The sequence below is a fragment of the Planctomycetota bacterium genome (genome assembly GCA_018242585.1).
In the GTDB taxonomy this organism is placed as follows: Bacteria; Planctomycetota; Planctomycetia; order Pirellulales; family PNKZ01; genus JAFEBQ01.
Genome location: JAFEBQ010000020.1, coordinates 56034 through 72262, shown reverse-complemented (window position 1 = coordinate 72262; position 16229 = coordinate 56034). Strand labels below are relative to the sequence as shown.

The window sequence follows — 16229 nt, the reverse complement described above, 5'->3', positions numbered from 1 at the left end:
CCTGGAACATCGTCACCACCCGACCTTCGACTGGAAAGATGTACCCTCGGCTGTTAAGGTCCGAAACAGTGGAATATTCGTCGGTCGGGCACGATGCGGGTCGGTGTCTTCTCGGCCGTGGTTAAATCGCGGTCTCTCCCAGTAGTTTACGAGAATTGGCTTTATGTCTTTGTTCGTTCGGTCGTGGCGTGGCGTGGTGCTGTCGAGTGTCGGGTTGCTGGGCGTATACGCCGGGGCCTTGTTTTTGACCGGGTGCAATGACACCTCGGCGACGTCGTCGCCCACCGCACCGGCGCCAGCTGCGTCGACCGCTCTGCCCAGCGACGAGCAATTGAAGGCCCGGCTCGACGCCGTGATCGACGAGGTGAAACGCCGCCGGTTGAATCCCAAGGTGAACAACGCCTGGCAGATCGTTCATGGCGTGTTGTCCTACGGCTATGACCTGCAATTAAGCGTTGACGGTCAGCCCGTCACCAAAGGCCTCGACTGGATTTTGAACGGTGGCGAGTTCAAAGGCTGGGTCTTCACCCCCGGCGAAAAAGGGCTTGAGTCGCCGCTTGATCCCGGCAGCAAGGTCGGTTCGGGGCACGAGGACCAGTGGGTCGGCTACATGTCCCAGTGTGGCGTGCCAATGGACACGCCGCTGATTGTCAACGGCACAACCTACCATGTGCGCGATCTGCTGACGCAAGCCGAGTGGGACACGCGCGACGGCATGGAAGCCACTTGGACGTTGATGGCGCTGTGTACCTATATGCCGCCGGATCATTCTTGGGTGGCGCGCGACGGCAGCAAGTGGAACATCGACCGGCTGGTGGCGATGGAAACGCCGCGTCAAATTTCCAACCTGGGCGAGGCGGCCTGCGGCGGCTCGCACCGGATGTACACCCTGGCCGTGGCGGTCAATCGTCGGCTTCGCGCCGGCGGGCCGTTGGATGGCGGCTGGGCGGCGGCCCAGAAGATGATCGACGAATGCGTACAGGCCGCGCGGATGTACCAGCAGCCCGACGGCTCGTTCTCAACCAACTACTTCCAGCGCTCGGGCACCGCGGGGGACGTGGCGCTGCGGCTTAACAACACAGGCCACACGTTCGAGTTCCTGGCGGTTTGTCTGCCCGACGAGGAGCTGTCGAAACCTTGGATGGTCAGGGCCTGCGTCTCGCTGTTGAAGATGTTCGAGATGACCAAGGATCTCGACCAGGAATGTGGCGGGCTGTATCACGCATCGCACGGGTTGCGCATCTATCGCGCCCGTCGGTTCGGCGAAGATGCCACCATGCACCCGGTGGCCTCGCCCCTGACGGCGAAATAGACCGGGCCGTCGAGGCACGCCTAGTCCGATCCCAAACGAGTGGGTGCCATGCTCAAGCCCCTCAGGCTTGAGCAGGCGAAGCGTGTACAGGCATGCTCAAGGCTTAGGGCCTTGAGCATGGCGCCATTGCGGCGATCGGATAAGTAGTTTGCCCTCACGGCTATTGCTCGGCAGCAATGCGGCAACCGAAGTCATGAAGCGTTGCCCCGCAATGCGCGTCATTCATTCCATCCAACCTCAATGAGCGTAGGATTAGCTCGATGAAACATAAAGCTGCCTCGCTTTCCTCACGCGGAGCCGCGTGCGTCTGCTTTCTCACGACGTGGATGTGTCTGGTTGGCTTTGCTGCCGGAGGGGAGGCGGCGCCAGGTGAATTGAAGGCTGGCTTTGGCCAGGTAGACATCACACCACCGGTGGGAGCCATCATTACGGGTCCGGGAGGACCGACGAGCACTGGCACCGATGATCCGCTACGGGCGCGGGCGATGGTTGTCGAGAGTGGCGGCAAGAAGCTCGTCATCGTGGGCGTGGACCTGGTGAAAATTCGTCACGACTTGGCGGATCGAGCCATCGCGCTCGTGACCCAGCAGACGGACATCACGCGCGATGCGGTGCTGGTTTGCCCGAGCCACAACCATAGCTCCCCGCTGATCCCGGCCGACGGCGACAAGGCCACGGCCAACAAAGCCTACATCGACACCCTGCCCAAGCTGATCGCCGACAGCATCGTCCGGGCGAACCAAGCGCTGCAGCCCGCCCGCATGTCGATCGGGCGCTCGCTGGTCCTGGAGGGGCACATCAACCGCCGGCTGATTTCCAAGTCGGACGGGCTTGTGCTGAACACCTGGCTCAAGAAGTTGAACGATCTCAAGCAGGTGCCGCAGGTGCTCGGCAGCGAAGGGGTCATTGACCCGGAGCTGTGGCTGGTGCGGTTTGATACGCGGGATGGAAAAATGCTCGGGTCGCTGGTGAACTTCACCTGCCACCCCTGCCTGCACGATCGCATCAAGATTCACACCTGGTCGGCGGATTTTCCTGGTGTGATCGCGGAATACGTCACGAAGGAGTTCGGGCCACAAGCGGTGTGTGTCTTTACGCAGGGTGCGTCCGGCAACATTCAGCCCCCCGTGAGTTGGGCGCCAGACTGGAAGGAGCGCTCCGCCGTATTTGCCACAGCGGCCGTGGATGCCGCGAAGGCAGCGATTCCCGTCGAGGGGCCCGTGGTCGTGGACTATGCGCGTCGCGATATCGACGTGCCGCGCTGCAATGCCGAGGCGCAGCGTCCGGGGGCCATCAGTCGACTGGGCTGGCGACCGGAATCATTCGAGGGGGCGAAACGCACCGCTGCGGCGATGCCGCACCTGCTGAATGTGCCGGTGAGCGCTGCGCGGATTGGCCCGTTCGCCATCGCGACGAACGCGGGTGAGCTGTTTGTCGAATGGGGCATCTTGGTGAAGAAACGCTCGCCTTTCCCACACACCATCCTGAGCGAACTGACCAACGACTGGGTCGGCTACGAACCCACGGAATTGGCCTTCCAGCACGAGGGCTACGAGACGCTAGCCGGCGCGAATTTCGTGGCGCTCGAAGGCATTCAAAAGCTTGTGGATACCGCGGTCGAAATGCTTGACGAGCTTTGGAAGAAGGGCAACGGCCCGAATTGAATTGGAGAGCGGCGCTCGATGGGCCTTCTACCTATAGGAACTGAACGCCTCTCTCGTTCTAGCTTCGTCGCACGAAAGACAATCACTTCGCTGGCAAGCGTTTCATCTTGATCGGCTTGTCCAAACTGTCGAAGCACTGCTCGCCGTGCTTGGTCAAATACGCACGCAGCTCGGCCGGTGAGTTCGTGATCTGTCCCAGGGCCGTTCCGACCGCCGTCGCCGGGTTGGCCAGCTTGGCCAGATCGGGAGCCGTCCCTTTTAGCTCACCGCGCTTGATGGCGGCGGCGATCACGTCGGGATCGAGGATGAAGAAATCGACGTTGTCCTTGTCGATGACGCGATACAGAACCAGGTCGTACTTTGTCGGTTCGCTGGGTTCAGAGGTCAGCACGCTGAGGATCGACAGCTTGCCGACCGTGGTGGCATAGACGGGCATCGACTCTTCGTCCCCCGGCTGGGCCTTCTCGCCGGGAATGGGGATCGGAACCATCCGCATGGTCGTCGGCGAGCCGGGCGCGGCGGACAACGTAAACCGGTCAGGCGGCTGATTCTCTTCCCCTTTCTCGGGGATGATCTCCCAGCGACCGAACAGCCGATCGTCGACCTTGGAATCCTTGGCGTCGCTAACCGGATGATCGCAGGGGACGCAGCCCAGCGCGCCGGTCCACAGCGGACTCAACAACATCGCCCACCAGAAGAATGTTCGGCGTGGCATGATCTGCTTCTCCGCTTTGAAAGTTGAACGGCAACCAGCACGAAGCGAACGCCTTGTTCGCAGCGTCAAATAAGCGCGCCCATTATCGCGCGCGGCGCACTTGGCTCAAGCCTTGGCCGCTTCGGGGGCGAAATGCCGCAGGGCCAGCGTCTTGAGCCCCTTCAAGTCGAGCTTGCCGGTCCCCAAGACGGGAATCTGCTCGACCTGAAAGAAGCTGTCAGCCGACGGAATCCACAAATTGGGCAAGCCCAGTTGTCCGAGTTGCTTGACAATCTGATCAGGCGTTTGCGCCAGTTCGGTGTGAATGACCACCAGCCGTTCCCCCTTGCGGGCGTCGGGCACCGCGGTGACGGCGACGCAGATTTTGTCCTGCTCGGCGCCGATCACTTGCTGAATTGCTTCCTCGACGCCGATGTGCGGCACCATCTCGCCGGCAAGTTTTGAGAACCGGCTCTCGCGGCCGGTGATCTTGATGAAGCCATCGGCGTCGATCATCGCCACGTCGCCGGTGTTGTACCAGCCGTCGCGCATCACCTTGGCCGTCAGATCGTCGCGGTTCAGGTAGCCCTGCATCACATTTGGCCCCCGAACCAGCAGCAAGCCCGGCGTGTCAAAGCCCAACTGCTCGCCGGTCTCGGCATTGATCACCTTGGCCGCCACGCCGGGAATGGGCCGGCCGACGGTTCCTTCCTTGGCCACCACTTCATCGGTCGGCGGCGCGCGCCGCGCGGGAATGTTCACCGCCACCAGGGGCGAACACTCGGTCGTGCCGTAACCTTCGACCGGGCGGACGTTGAACTTCTTTTCAAAGGCGTCGCACAAGTCGACCGGCAGCTTCTCGGCCCCGGCCACCACGACTTCGAGCGAGCGCATTTCTTCAACGTCGGCGCGGCGCAGGAACGACCGCAAAAACGTCGGTGCGGTGATAATCACCGTCCCCTTGTGCCGCTGGCACAGCTTGGCGATTTCGTGCGTGTCCAAGGGACTGAAGTGATAGGCCCCCTTGATGTGCATGGTGAGCACGGTCCACATCGTGGTCGTGTAGCCCAACGAGTGAAAGAACGGCACCGCGCCGAGCAGCACGTCCTGCCGCGTCAGTTGCACGATCGAATCGATCGCTTCGACGTTCGAGCCCACGTTGTGGTAGCTGAGGACCACTCCCTTGGGCTCGCCGGTCGAGCCCGACGTGAAGATCACCACCAGCGTATCGTCCGGGCTGACGTGCCGCAGGCCGAGCAGCCGTTCGAGCACCGCCGTCGGCGTGGCAAAAGCCAGCAGGGCGGCGACTGCCTTGTCGGCGGTCTTAACCGTGTTTTTCAAATCGTCCAACACCACGATCTCGGCGTCGAGCTTGACGTTCAGCTTGTCGAGCAGTTTGCGACTGGCCAGCACGTGCTTGATACCACATTGGCGCAGGCACGAGTTCATGACCTCGGCCGAGGCCGTGTAGTTCAGGTTGACGGCAATCCGCCGATCGAGCGCCAAGGCCGCGTTCGTGACGACGGCCGCGGCCGACGTGGGGACCAAGATGGCTACGTACTTCTCATCGGGGGCGAGAATGTCCCGCCGCAAAATACGCCGCAAGGTGAGCGCCCGGGCCAGGAACTGACCGCCGGTCATGTCGGTCCCCAGCGAGTCGGCGACCTTCGAGCGGAACAACTGCCGCTTGCAGGATCGAATCATCCGCCGGGTCAACACCGGCTCGCGGGTCTTACGTTGCGTCACTGCGACGACTCCCAGTTGTTGTACCGCCGAGCGAACCGTTTCGACGTCCTGCACGCCGACCAGCGGCTCGCCAAAATGAATCGAGACCGGATAGCGCCACTGTCGCGGCCACTTCCCGAGGAGCTTGCCGCCGTGGAAGCTGAAGATACTTCCCCAGAGTTCGTCCAGGTAGACCGGCACCACGGGCGCGCCGGTCGACTTGATGACCGACAGAATCCCCGGCTGAAAGGCCTGTAACTGCCCGCTGCGTGAGAGCCGCCCCTCGGGAAAGATGCAGACCACCTCGCCGGCTTCGAGGGCTTCGCGCGCGCGGCGGAGCGCCTCGATCACCGAGCGACGATCGCCGGCGCGAATGGGGATGGCCCCCATCAATTTGGCCAGGCCGCGCAGATACCACCGCTCGGCGTAATCGGCGTACAGCATCATCCGCAGCGGCCGCGACGAGGTGATCATCAGCAGCACGCCGTCGATCCAGCTCACGTGATTCGGCGCCAGGACCGCCGGGCCGGTGGCGGGAATGCGATCGACGTTGAACACGCGGACTTTGTAGATCGTCGTGCTGAACACCCAGACGACAAAGCGAATCGTCGCCTGGGGCAACAGGACGTACGCATAGAGCGCGACGGGCAGGGTGGCGACGCCGGCGATCAGAAAGATCGCCTGGGCCGAAAACAGCGGGTGCTCCGGCTGGCCAACCGGCATGCCCAAGATGGCGAAGATACCCGACGCCGACAACATGCCGGTGTAGGCCAGGAAGTTGTACGCGGCCAGGATGCTGCCGCGGCGTTCCGGCGCGCTGCGATATTGAATGAACGACTGCAGCGGCACATCGTACATGCCGGCGCAGCAGCCCAGCTCGAACAACCAGAACGCGGTCCAATAGTATTCGGGGCTCAAATAGCCCGACTGGACCTCGGGCACCAGAAAGAGCATCACCGCGCCGATGGCAATGCCCGTCGCCGCTAGCGGCACGAGCCCTAGCTCGACATGCCCACGGGACAGAATGCCGGCCATGGCACTGCCGACGCCGACGCCCATCGCCAACAGGGCGAGCAGCAGCGGAATCTGCGTCTCTTGCAAGTTAAGGTGCAACTTGCCGAAGATGTCGATGTTGGCGTTGGCTAACGAGCCGAGCGCCCAGAAGAAGCCGCTTCCCAGCGACACGCGGAACAACGCGCGATCGCTCCATAGCCCGCGCAAGTCGGCCCAAGTCTGGCCGAACAGGTTCCAGGGGAACCTGCACTTGGGGTTCTCGGCCGGCAGCGGAATGATCAACAAGCTGGCCAGCCAGCCGACGACCGCCACGCCACCGAGCGCCACGGCCAAGACCCACCACTGGGCCCGGGCCGCGATCCACCAGAGAACCTGCACGCCATCGGATCCCTTGACGTCGATCAGCGAGTAAAGCCAATAGCCGCCTGCCGTGCCGATAATGATGCCGCCGACCGTCATCATTCCCATCAGCCCGTTGGCGATGGATATCTGGTTGGGCTGGAGCATCTCGGGAATGCTCCCCAGCTTGGCCGGTCCGAACAACGCGGCCTGAGCCCCCGCAGCGGCCAGTAAGACAAACAACAGGAGCGGGTTGCCCCAGACCATGGCCGCGATGGCCAGCGCCATGATCACAATCTCGCCCAGCTTGCAGGCGACGATGACCGTCCGCTTGCTGTAGCGATCGGCCAGATAACCAGCGGGGGCGGCCAGAATTAAGAACGGTAATACTAGGCACGCCAGCCCAGCGGCCAGCACCTGCCGCTCGTAGGTCGGGCCGACGACCTGCATGCCGATTTTGGCGACCAGCCAGCGGAGCAGGTTGTCGTTGACCGTGCCGAGCAGTTGCGCCACCAGCAGGCCGATGAAACTTGGCGAACTGACGCGCAACTGCGATAATTGTCCGTGGTTAGCCATTCGCCCGCCTACCGCCTGTGACCGCCCGGCGGTCCCTTCCCGAGACTCTGCCCCGTGCGATGCATGCCGGGTGACTGTACCGGACCAGCCGCCGTCGGGTCAACCAGCGGCCGCACGTCCGATGTGCAACGAACTACGAGGTTTACGCGGCAATTGAAGCTTTGGCCCACCGCCGACTAACATAGAGCAGAGCGGGAGTGGGCGGACGACGCGATCCCCCCATTGGAACTGAGCGCTGGGCACGGACCTGGGTATGAACACTACGAGCGTCTCGAGCTGGATCGCCTGGGCGATCAATTGGGCCATCTTGATCGGCGTGCCGGCGGCGCTGCTGCTGATGATCTTTTATTTCTGGCGCGACCTTTCCAAGTTCCTGTTCAGCGCCATGCGCTATCTGCCGCGACTGCCTGGATTGCCGGGAAGTTCGGGTCCAAAGGTCGAGCGCGAGCAGGACTTTTACGACGCCTCGTGGGTGTCGGCCGGGGCAGGTGTCGACTTTGACGCCCGGTTGCGCGAGGCCCAGGCGGCCCAGAGTCACGACGCGCCGGCCGCCGAGCCCGACGGGCCATTCAAGGCGCGGCGCCGCGATTCGAGCATCATCTACGAAGTGGTGCCGCTGCCCGACGGCTACCTAGTGCGCCCCATCGCCCGCAAAGCCGGCAAGGAAACGTACCGGGTGAGCAAAAAAGACTTTTGGGCTTCGTTTGAGAAGTTGTGAGTTGGCGCGAGCAATACACGTCAACTCGTGTAACGTGCCGATGCGCGCGCGATGAACACCCCTCCCTTTCAGGGAGGGGCAAGGGGGAGGGTTGAGACGTTCACGGCCAAGCACGTCTCAACCGGAGGAGTTGCCAAATCGAGTACGGTCTGGCCTGTGGCGCGTTTACCCTCCCTCATTCCCTCCCTGGAAGGGAGGGATGTTCACGTTTCGGCGCGCAGGCTCACCGCCTGGCAATTCACTCCGTGCCCAACTCCACGACTCCGTGGCTAGGCTGACCTAGCCGACCAGCAGCGCGCGCAGAACCAGCGCCACGGTGCCGCCGACGAGTGCTGATCCACCCGCCACCAGCGCCATTTGCCACGGCTTGTTGATGAGGATCGCCGGTCGATCGAAAGCGACGATCGAGCCCGCCGAATTGCGAACCGGGATCGGCGAGGGACGCGAATCAAATTGCCGGAAGCCGGGCACCGTCTCTTCGTTGTAGGAACTCGATGGCTGCGTGCCCAGCGATTGCTGGCTGGGACTTTCGGCGTGCGAAGGATCCTCGGCCGGTTGGACCAGGAACGACGGCTCGGTGTCGCTCGCTTCGGACGGGGCGGGGCGCACTCCCCCGGTCATCGGAATCGCCGGGGGCAACCCTGTACCGGCCGGAAGTTCTTGTGCCGTGGCCGGCAGCGGAGCGTCGACCCACGGGGCCAGCCGTGCGACGACTTCTGGCCCGTTCTGCACGCGGTGCTCGGGCTTTTTGGCCATCATGTCGGCGATGACTTCGACAAAGGCGTCGCTCAGGTCCGGGTTCAACCGCCGCGGGTCCAGCGGCGGCACGTTGCAGTGAGCCCGGGCCTTGTCGCGGGCGTTGCCGCCGGGGAACGGCACCTTGCCGGTCACCGCGTAGTAGAGCGTGCAGCCCAGCGAGTAGACGTCGCTGGCCGTGGTCAACCGGTCGGGCGTGGTGATCTGCTCGGGGGCCAGATAGTCCGCCGTGCCGACCACCTTGCCGCCAAACACGTCGGTCTGCTCCGACTCGTTAAAGTAACCAGCCAACCCCAGGTCGGAAACCTTGGTTCGTCCATCGGGCATCACCAACACGTTGCCCGGCTTGACGTCGCGGTGAATCAAGCCGCGGCTGTGAGCGTGATCGAGTCCGCGCGCGGCTTGCGAAACGATCGACGCGGCGGCCGCCATATCCAAGCGGCCTTGCGAGCGAACCAGCCGGCGCAGATCGGTGCCGGGCACATACTCGGTGACCAGAAAGTGGACATTGCCGTCGTGCCCCGCGTCGTAGGCGCGGACCAGGTTCTCGTGATCGAGCTGGGCCTGGGCGCGAATCTCGCGGGCAAAGTTGTTGATCGCCTCGGGGGTCGAACGGCTGCGCGGCAAGACTTTCACCGCGACCACGCGCCCCATGATCGAGTGCTCGGCCTTGAAGACTTGCCCCATGCCTCCCTGACCGATCGAGTCGATAATGTTGTACGGCCCCAGGTTGAACTTGGTGCGACCGGCGCGAAGTTGTTCAGCCTGCCAACGATTCAAGCGGCACAAGTCGACCAGCTTGCCGATCAACTTGTCGTCGGAGATGGGCCCTTTGTTCCCCTCGGCGCGCGCAATCTCCGCCACGGCCTCGTCGATCTCAGCTTGAGTCAACAGGCTGCTAGTCAGCGCGCAGCGAATGAACAGCGACCGCTCCACAAAGTCCTCGATCGTCACCCGATGGACGTAGTGTCAGAAACGCAGCGTGGAACAACGCTGCTGCCGGCGGGGACGAAATAATGCAACCTGACGGTGGGCGTGACCCAATGCTCGCGCGGCGACGCCTTGCCTGGCGCGGACAAAAGGTTTTCCCATTGTCCACTGCCGTTGACAGAATGTCGAGTATTCGCTGACGGCCAAAAATGGCGAGGGCTAACGCCAAATTAACCCAGTCGGAACCACTGCGGCGAGCCGGGCCGACTGTCGATCTAATAGCCCGTTAGCCGCCGATTTGCCCCTGTTCCGTGACGCCAAACCGCCGCCACGCCTCAGTGAGCGGGGCCACGACCGCGATGGGCTCGTGCCGCGTGGGGTGATCGAGCACCAGCCGCCGCGAATGCAGGGCAATGCCCGCGGGCCAGGGGCGGCGGCTGTCGTATTTTACGTCCCCCAAAATGGGCCAGCCGCGAGAGCTGAGTTGCAGCCTGATCTGATGTTTGCGGCCGGTTTCGAGTTGCACTTCGAGCAGGGCGCACTTCGGCCCCAATGAACGACGGCTAAATCGCAAGCGGGCTTCCTGTGCGCCGGTGTGCCCGGCTTCGACGACGATCATCCGCTGTTGCCGGTCGTCTTTCCAGATGGGGTCGACGCACGTGCCCTCTTGCGGAGGCGCGCCGGCTACTAGCGCCCAGTAAACCTTCTCGACCGCGCGCGAGCGGAACTGCTCGGTCAGCCGGGCCGCCGCCTTGGACGTGCGGGCAAACACCACCGCTCCGGTGACCGAGGCGTCGACCCGGCTGACCACCCCCAAGTAGACATCCCCAGGCTTCTGATACTTGTGCTTGATGTATCGCCGGGCCTGCTCGCACAAACTGTCGGCCCCGGCGACCGCCCCCATGGTGGCCAGCCCGGCCGGCTTATTCACCACCAGCAAGTGGTTGTCTTCGTAGAGGATGTCGCGAGCGTTCATGCCAGGGAGGCCGGACTGGTTTTGTCAATTTGGCGATGGCCGTTTAGAATCTCGGCGCCGACGCTCCGCACGTTACGAATCGCCACGGTTGACCGATCGTAACAGACCGGCCCGCGTCGAGCGATGCGTGAAACCGTCCCGACACTTGGGTGCCACCCACCATGCCGATGCCCGAGATTGAGATCATCCTGGCCAGCAGTTCTCCCCGCCGTCGCGGTTTGCTGACTGAGAACGGCTATCGGTTTCGCGTGGTCGAGCCCGACCCAAGCGCCGAGGACAACCCCCGTCCGCACGAAGCCGCCGCCGAAATGGTGGCGCGGTTGGCCCTGCAAAAAGGGACCGACGTGGCGCGGCGCGTCGAACGAGGCATCGTCGTGGCCTGTGACACCGCGGTCGAGTGCGGCGGGCAAATCCTGAACAAGCCCGACGACGTGCGTCATGCCGAGCAGATGCTCCGCTGGCTGTCCGGGCGCGAGCATTACGTGTACAGCGGCTTGTGCGTATGGGCCCGGCCGGCCGGCAAGCCGATCGTCCGCGTGGACAAGACCACGCTCAAAATGGCCACGCTCACCGACGACACCATCCGCGAATACCTGGCCAGCGGATTGTGGGAAGGAAAGGCCGGCGCGTTCGGATTTCAGGACCGGCAAGGCTGGCTGACGATTATCGCGGGCAGCGAGTCAAACGTGGTCGGGTTGCCGCTTGAGCTACTGGACCTGATGCTCGACGAAATCGTCCGCCAACGTCCCATGAGCCCGGCGGCGACTTAGCCACGAGTTTCGCGATCGCGCAGCGCGCGACAAACACCCCTCCCTTTCAGGGAGGGGCGGGGGGAGGGTAAAGACGTTCAGAGCCTGGAAGGTCTCAATCACCAGAAGCCACGTTGCCAAATCAACAATCGCTCCACTGGCGGCGCGTTTACCCTCCCTCAATCCCTCCCTTAAAGGGAGGGATGTTCATCGCTTGGACCGCCACGTCGTTTCGCGATGCGTAGCAAGGCGATGCGCGACGCGCCGAACATTCACGCCGTTACCCCGGGGTCATGCCGAGCGATGACTTCGAGCATCGCCTCGTGCAGATGCCCGTTCGAGGCCAGCACGCTGCTCCGCGTCAGCCCCAAGGTGTGCCCGGTGCAAGTCGTGACCAGGCCGCCAGCTTCCTCGACCAGCAACTTGCCGGCGGCGTAGTCCCACGGCGACAGCACATACTCGAAGAACGCGCCGAACAATCCTTCGGCCACGGCGCACAAATCGAGCGAAGCCGCGCCGAACCGACGGACGCCGTGAATCTGTTCCTGGAACAGTGCATGAACCGCAGTCAGCGTCGCTTCCATCAGCGCGCCCCGGTCATAGTAGAAGCCCAGCCCGACCAGGGTCTCGTTCAGATTCTTATGCTCCGACACGCCCAACCGCTGGCCGTTATGAAACGCGCCGGCCCCGCGCTCGGCCGTGTACCAGTCATCGCGCAGCGGGTTGTAGATCACGCCACATTGCGCCACGCCCCGATGCAGATAGGCGATCGAGACGCCGAAGTGCGGAATGTGATGGGCGAAATTCGTCGTCCCGTCCAACGGGTCGATCACCCACAGATGCTCGGCGTCGATCGAATCCTTGTGCTTCTCCTCGGCCAGCACCGCGTGACCGGGGAACGCGGCCCGCACCACGTCGACGATTGCCTGCTCGGCGTTCACGTCGGCGTCCGACACCAGATCGCACGGGTTCTTGAGCCGCATCGTCACCCCTTCGCGGAAGTAACGGGCGATGATTTCGCCGGCGGCCTGGGCGGCGGAACGGGCCACGTCAATCGGAGCAACAGCCATTGGGCACCCAAAGATCAGCTATACTGAAAACCGCCATTATTCCGATTTCCTCGGCAGCGACTAGGAGGGCTGTTACACCGATCAAGGATGGCCCGGCCGCTCGTCGGCCGGGTTGCGCTAGCAACAAGAAGAAGCCTAAGCGCAACCCTTTTCTTGTCGCTGGCGCGACCCGGCCGCAAGCGGCCGGGCCACCCACGTGGAAAGTTCTCAAACCGTTCTGTCGACTAAATCCCCTCGACGCGTTTTGCCCGGCACGTTATGAAAAGCCAATTCGTTTAGCTCGATCCTATAGCGGTAGCACCCATGCTCCACGCAGTCATCATGGCCGGCGGCAGCGGCACCAGGTTCTGGCCTCAAAGCCGCCGCGCGCTACCCAAACAGTTCCTGACGTTTCAAGGTTCGCGTACACTGCTGCAAGAAACCGCCGCACGCTGCCAGCCCGCGATTGACGCCGAGCGAATCTGGATCGTCACCGGAGCCGCCCTCGCTGCCGAAACCCGGCGTCAAGTTCCCGAAGTCGCGCCCGAGCACGTGCTGCTCGAGCCGTGCGGGCGCAACACCGCGCCGTGTGTGGGCCTGGCCGCGATGAGCTTGCTGGCCGCCGATCCGCAGGCCCGCATGGTGGTGATGCCGGCCGATCATGTCATCGCGCCGGCCAGCGCGTTTCAACAAGCGTTCGCGCGCGCGGCGGCGATCCTCGACGAGCATCCGCGCGCGCTGGTCCTGTTCGGGGTCAAGCCGTCGTACCCATCGACAAGTTTCGGCTACATCGAGCGCGGCGCGGCGGTCGACGCCGCGGCCGGGCTGTATCGCGTCGGTTCATTTCGTGAGAAGCCCGACGCTGCCACGGCCGGTCGCTACGTCGAATCGGGCTCGTACTATTGGAACTGCGGCATCTTTGTTTGGGGTGCTCGGACGATTCTCGAACTGCTCGGTCAACACGAGCCCGAGTTGGGCGTCGGCCTGAGCGCGCTGGGCAAGCACCTGAACACGCCGGGCTGGAACGCGGCGCTGGACGAGCAGTTCCCGAAGCTGAAGTCGATCTCGATCGACTATGCCGTCCTCGAGCGGGCGGAAGAGGTCTATGTGCTCGAAGCGCCGTTCGGTTGGGACGACGTCGGCAGTTGGCAGGCCCTGGAACGGTTGAAGCCCGCCGACGCTCAGGGGAACACGGTCGATGGCACCTTCGTCGGCGTCGACACCCGCGGCTGTATCATCCGCGGCCAGGCCGATCACCTGATCGCGACGCTGGGCATGGAGAATTGCATCATCGTCCAGACGCCCCACGCCACGCTGGTGACGCAAAAGGGGAACGAAGAAGCCGTGCGACAGTTAATCAAAGCCATCGAGCAACAGGGGCTGGAACGGTTTCTCTAAGCGATTCTTGGCGATACGCCGCTTGCTTGACTTCCGGACCTTGATTTCTCACCGTGAACTCTGATAATAAGTCCGTGTTGCTGTGGCAGATAGCGCATTTGGCCGCGTGCTGAATACGTCACTTCTCACCTTGCGCAGAAGCAATCGATGTTCGACCAAGTCGAAGCCCTCAAGCGTCAGTACACCGACAAGTACGTTGTCGTCGATGACAGCCGACCCGAGCTGAAGCGGTTTCATGGCATGACCGGCCAGGTCAAGACCGTGAACATGAGCGGCCGGGCGCTGGTTCAGTTCGACGCCAACCTGAACATTGGTTGGTACGACATCGACCCGGACTGGTTGCGGGTGGTCGACGCGCCGCCGCCCAAGCCGGCCGAAAAGGATCACAAGGCCGAGAAGAAGCCCGCCGCCGAGAAGCCCAAGGGGGACGCGCCGGCCGCCGAAGCCAAGAAGCCGTCGGTCGCCGAGATGGCCCGGGCACAAGTGGCCGCCAAGGCCGCCGCTCCGGCGCCCAAGCCAGCGCCGGCCGCGAAACCTGCGGCTCCTGCTGCCAAGAAATCGACCGCCGACGTGCTGGCTGCGGCACGTGGTGGTGCAGCAGCACCCGCCGCCAAGCCCGCCGCTCCGAAGCCAGCGGCCAAGCCAGCCGCGCCGCCGCCAGAGCCCGAAGCGCCGGCTGAAGCCGAAGCGCCTCCCACAGCCGCTCCGGCCAAGGCCGGTGGCAAGTTCAATCGCGACGCGCTGCCCAAGGCCGTGCCCGACATCCTCGCCTGGTGCCGTGAGCACGACAGCAAGGGCTGATCGTTCGCGACGCAACGAAACATTGAACCTAGCGCAAAGAAAACAGCCCCCGGTTAAACGACCGGGGGCTGTTTGTTTTTCAATACGTCGAACAGTCCGTTGCGTTACGGCGCGTAGCGGCGCGGCGGCTGGCGAGAGTCGTCGTCATGGTCGGCATAGCGATCGTCGCGCGGGCGGAACTGGCGAGACTGATAACTCGCCGGCCGGTTCATGCTTGGGGCGCGATATCGCGTGTCGACGTCTTGCTCGTCGTCATACTCGCGACGCTGCGGCGCGGCGTGCGTTTGCTGATGGCCGCTCACTGGACGAGTCCGCATGTTGCGGCGAGTCTGAGTGCTGGTCGGCGTGGGCGGTTCGGCCGGAGTCGGCTGTTGCGGCTTGACATCTTCGGCCGCCCCGGGCGTCGACTCGATAACCTGGCCATCGCTCCATTGCTCGCCCCCTTGGACATAACCGCCGCGACCACCGTGGTAACCTGGGGCAAATCCGGGGGGCCGACCAGTCCAATTGCCGCCGCAGTCGCAGCAATCCTGACAATACGGGCGCCCTTCGGCCCAATCGCCGTAATAACGCTCACCACAGCCGCCACCGCATGGGTCGCAGCCAAAGAACCTGGCCCACGGACGTGGACCGCAACAGCAGCCCGAGTTGCCCAGCGACAAACCGGCCAGGGCCAGAAGAGTGAAGAGGTGTTTCATCGTGTCGCTTCCCTTGATCGAAGACGAGGGGAAAGATGTGTTCGGTAGTCGCGACGGGCGCCGCCTTTGGGGGCCGCTGGCCCGCGACAACGCCGATTCGCTGTCTGGTTTATCGGCGTGAATCTTTCCGCAGACGATAAAATCAGCATAATCGGCACAATTTGTCATAAACCTGCCGCTAGCTGCTGGCGTGTTGGCGCGTAGCTTCATGATTTGGTCGAGTTCGATTGGCGTTTTGACCGTGGGCTTAGAACAGTTCTCAGAAGCATGTATCGCTTGCTTACCCAAGCCGGCGGCTCTGCCGCCCCATATCGGTGGCAAAGCCACCGGCTTGGTAGACACGCTCGCTACAGTGCTTTGAGAAGCGCTCTAGGCCCCTGGCTCTGGCCCTTTGTTACTGCAATCGAGAAAGCAGAACCCTCATGCCGCCACTCAAGATCAAAGCGATTCATCACGTGGCGCTCGTCACGCGTGATTTGCCCAAGGCGATCGCGTTCTATCGCGATCTGCTGGGCTTCGCCGAGATACCGCGCGTGAAGTTCGACTTCGGCGGCGCCTGGCTATTCAATTACGGCCTGCAGATTCACCTGATCGAGAACAAAGATTGGGTCGCGCCCGAGGTGATCCGCTCGCGTCACAACCATTTCGCCTTTGAAGTGCCCGACATCGAAGCGACCGAGGCCCAGTTGCGCGCGGCCGGACTTACCTTGCGAATCAACATCCAACCGTCGAGCAACGTGAAACAGGTCTTCTGCCAGGATCCCGACGGCCACACGATCGAATTCGGCGCCTACGGGCCGACCAAGACCGCCGGCGAGTGGTGAGTAGCT

At 63.2% G+C, this 16229-nt stretch carries 13 protein-coding genes; 7 read left to right on the top strand and 6 right to left on the bottom strand.

The genetic code is table 11. The annotated features are described in order from the left end of the window. The first annotated feature begins 163 nt into the window (after positions 1–163). Both JSS27_10765 and JSS27_10760 read left to right on the top strand, forming a co-directional pair. Positions 164–1312 (top strand): ADP-ribosylation factor-directed GTPase activating protein isoform b, encoded by a 1149-nt coding sequence (locus JSS27_10765; protein MBS0209428.1) that lies wholly within the window; start codon positions 164–166, stop codon positions 1310–1312. Between the two features lie 260 nt (positions 1313–1572). Then, a complete protein-coding gene (locus JSS27_10760) occupies positions 1573–2976 on the top strand; it encodes a neutral/alkaline non-lysosomal ceramidase N-terminal domain-containing protein (protein ID MBS0209427.1) in 1404 nt (467 codons plus the stop codon). A gap of 82 nt (positions 2977–3058) precedes the next feature. On the opposite strand, the gene JSS27_10755 is transcribed toward JSS27_10760, so the two are convergent. Beyond that, positions 3059–3691: a hypothetical protein gene (locus JSS27_10755; protein MBS0209426.1), complete on the bottom strand. Its 633-nt coding sequence runs from the start codon at positions 3689–3691 to the stop codon at positions 3059–3061. A gap of 105 nt (positions 3692–3796) precedes the next feature. Next, positions 3797–7324: an MFS transporter gene (locus JSS27_10750; protein ID MBS0209425.1), complete on the bottom strand. Its 3528-nt coding sequence runs from the start codon at positions 7322–7324 to the stop codon at positions 3797–3799. Between the two features lie 253 nt (positions 7325–7577). Here JSS27_10750 and JSS27_10745 point away from each other — a divergent pair, with 253 nt between their 5' ends. After that, a complete protein-coding gene (locus tag JSS27_10745; protein ID MBS0209424.1) occupies positions 7578–8042 on the top strand; it encodes a hypothetical protein in 465 nt (154 codons plus the stop codon). A 279-nt stretch (positions 8043–8321) separates the two neighbouring features. On the opposite strand, the gene JSS27_10740 is transcribed toward JSS27_10745, so the two are convergent. Next, positions 8322–9485, bottom strand: coding sequence for a protein kinase (locus JSS27_10740; GenBank protein ID MBS0209423.1), 1164 nt, complete (start codon positions 9483–9485; stop codon positions 8322–8324). A gap of 529 nt (positions 9486–10014) precedes the next feature. Next, complete coding sequence (locus tag JSS27_10735) at positions 10015–10704, bottom strand: RNA pseudouridine synthase (GenBank protein ID MBS0209422.1); 690 nt, start codon at positions 10702–10704, stop codon at positions 10015–10017. Between the two features lie 161 nt (positions 10705–10865). On the opposite strand from JSS27_10735, the gene maf reads away from it, so the two are divergent. Next, positions 10866–11474, top strand: coding sequence for a septum formation protein Maf (maf, locus tag JSS27_10730; protein MBS0209421.1), 609 nt, complete (start codon positions 10866–10868; stop codon positions 11472–11474). 251 nt (positions 11475–11725) lie between these two features. Here the strand turns inward: maf and JSS27_10725 are convergent, their stop codons facing one another. Further along, positions 11726–12523: an inositol monophosphatase gene (locus JSS27_10725; protein MBS0209420.1), complete on the bottom strand. Its 798-nt coding sequence runs from the start codon at positions 12521–12523 to the stop codon at positions 11726–11728. 303 nt (positions 12524–12826) lie between these two features. On the opposite strand from JSS27_10725, the gene JSS27_10720 reads away from it, so the two are divergent. Both JSS27_10720 and JSS27_10715 read left to right on the top strand, forming a co-directional pair. After that, positions 12827–13900, top strand: coding sequence for a mannose-1-phosphate guanylyltransferase (locus tag JSS27_10720; GenBank protein MBS0209419.1), 1074 nt, complete (start codon positions 12827–12829; stop codon positions 13898–13900). Positions 13901–14047: 147 nt separating this feature from the next. Next, positions 14048–14701, top strand: a complete 654-nt coding sequence (locus JSS27_10715; protein MBS0209418.1) for a hypothetical protein — start codon at positions 14048–14050, stop codon at positions 14699–14701. 104 nt (positions 14702–14805) lie between these two features. Here JSS27_10715 and JSS27_10710 read toward each other — a convergent pair whose 3' ends face one another. Beyond that, entirely contained in the window at positions 14806–15399 is a 594-nt protein-coding gene (locus tag JSS27_10710) for a hypothetical protein (protein MBS0209417.1), read from the bottom strand. Between the two features lie 422 nt (positions 15400–15821). Here JSS27_10710 and JSS27_10705 point away from each other — a divergent pair, with 422 nt between their 5' ends. Further along, the gene (locus tag JSS27_10705; protein MBS0209416.1) at positions 15822–16223 is read left to right on the top strand and encodes a VOC family protein; all 402 of its coding nucleotides are present in this window, start codon (positions 15822–15824) and stop codon (positions 16221–16223) included. Positions 16224–16229: the final 6 nt, after the last annotated feature.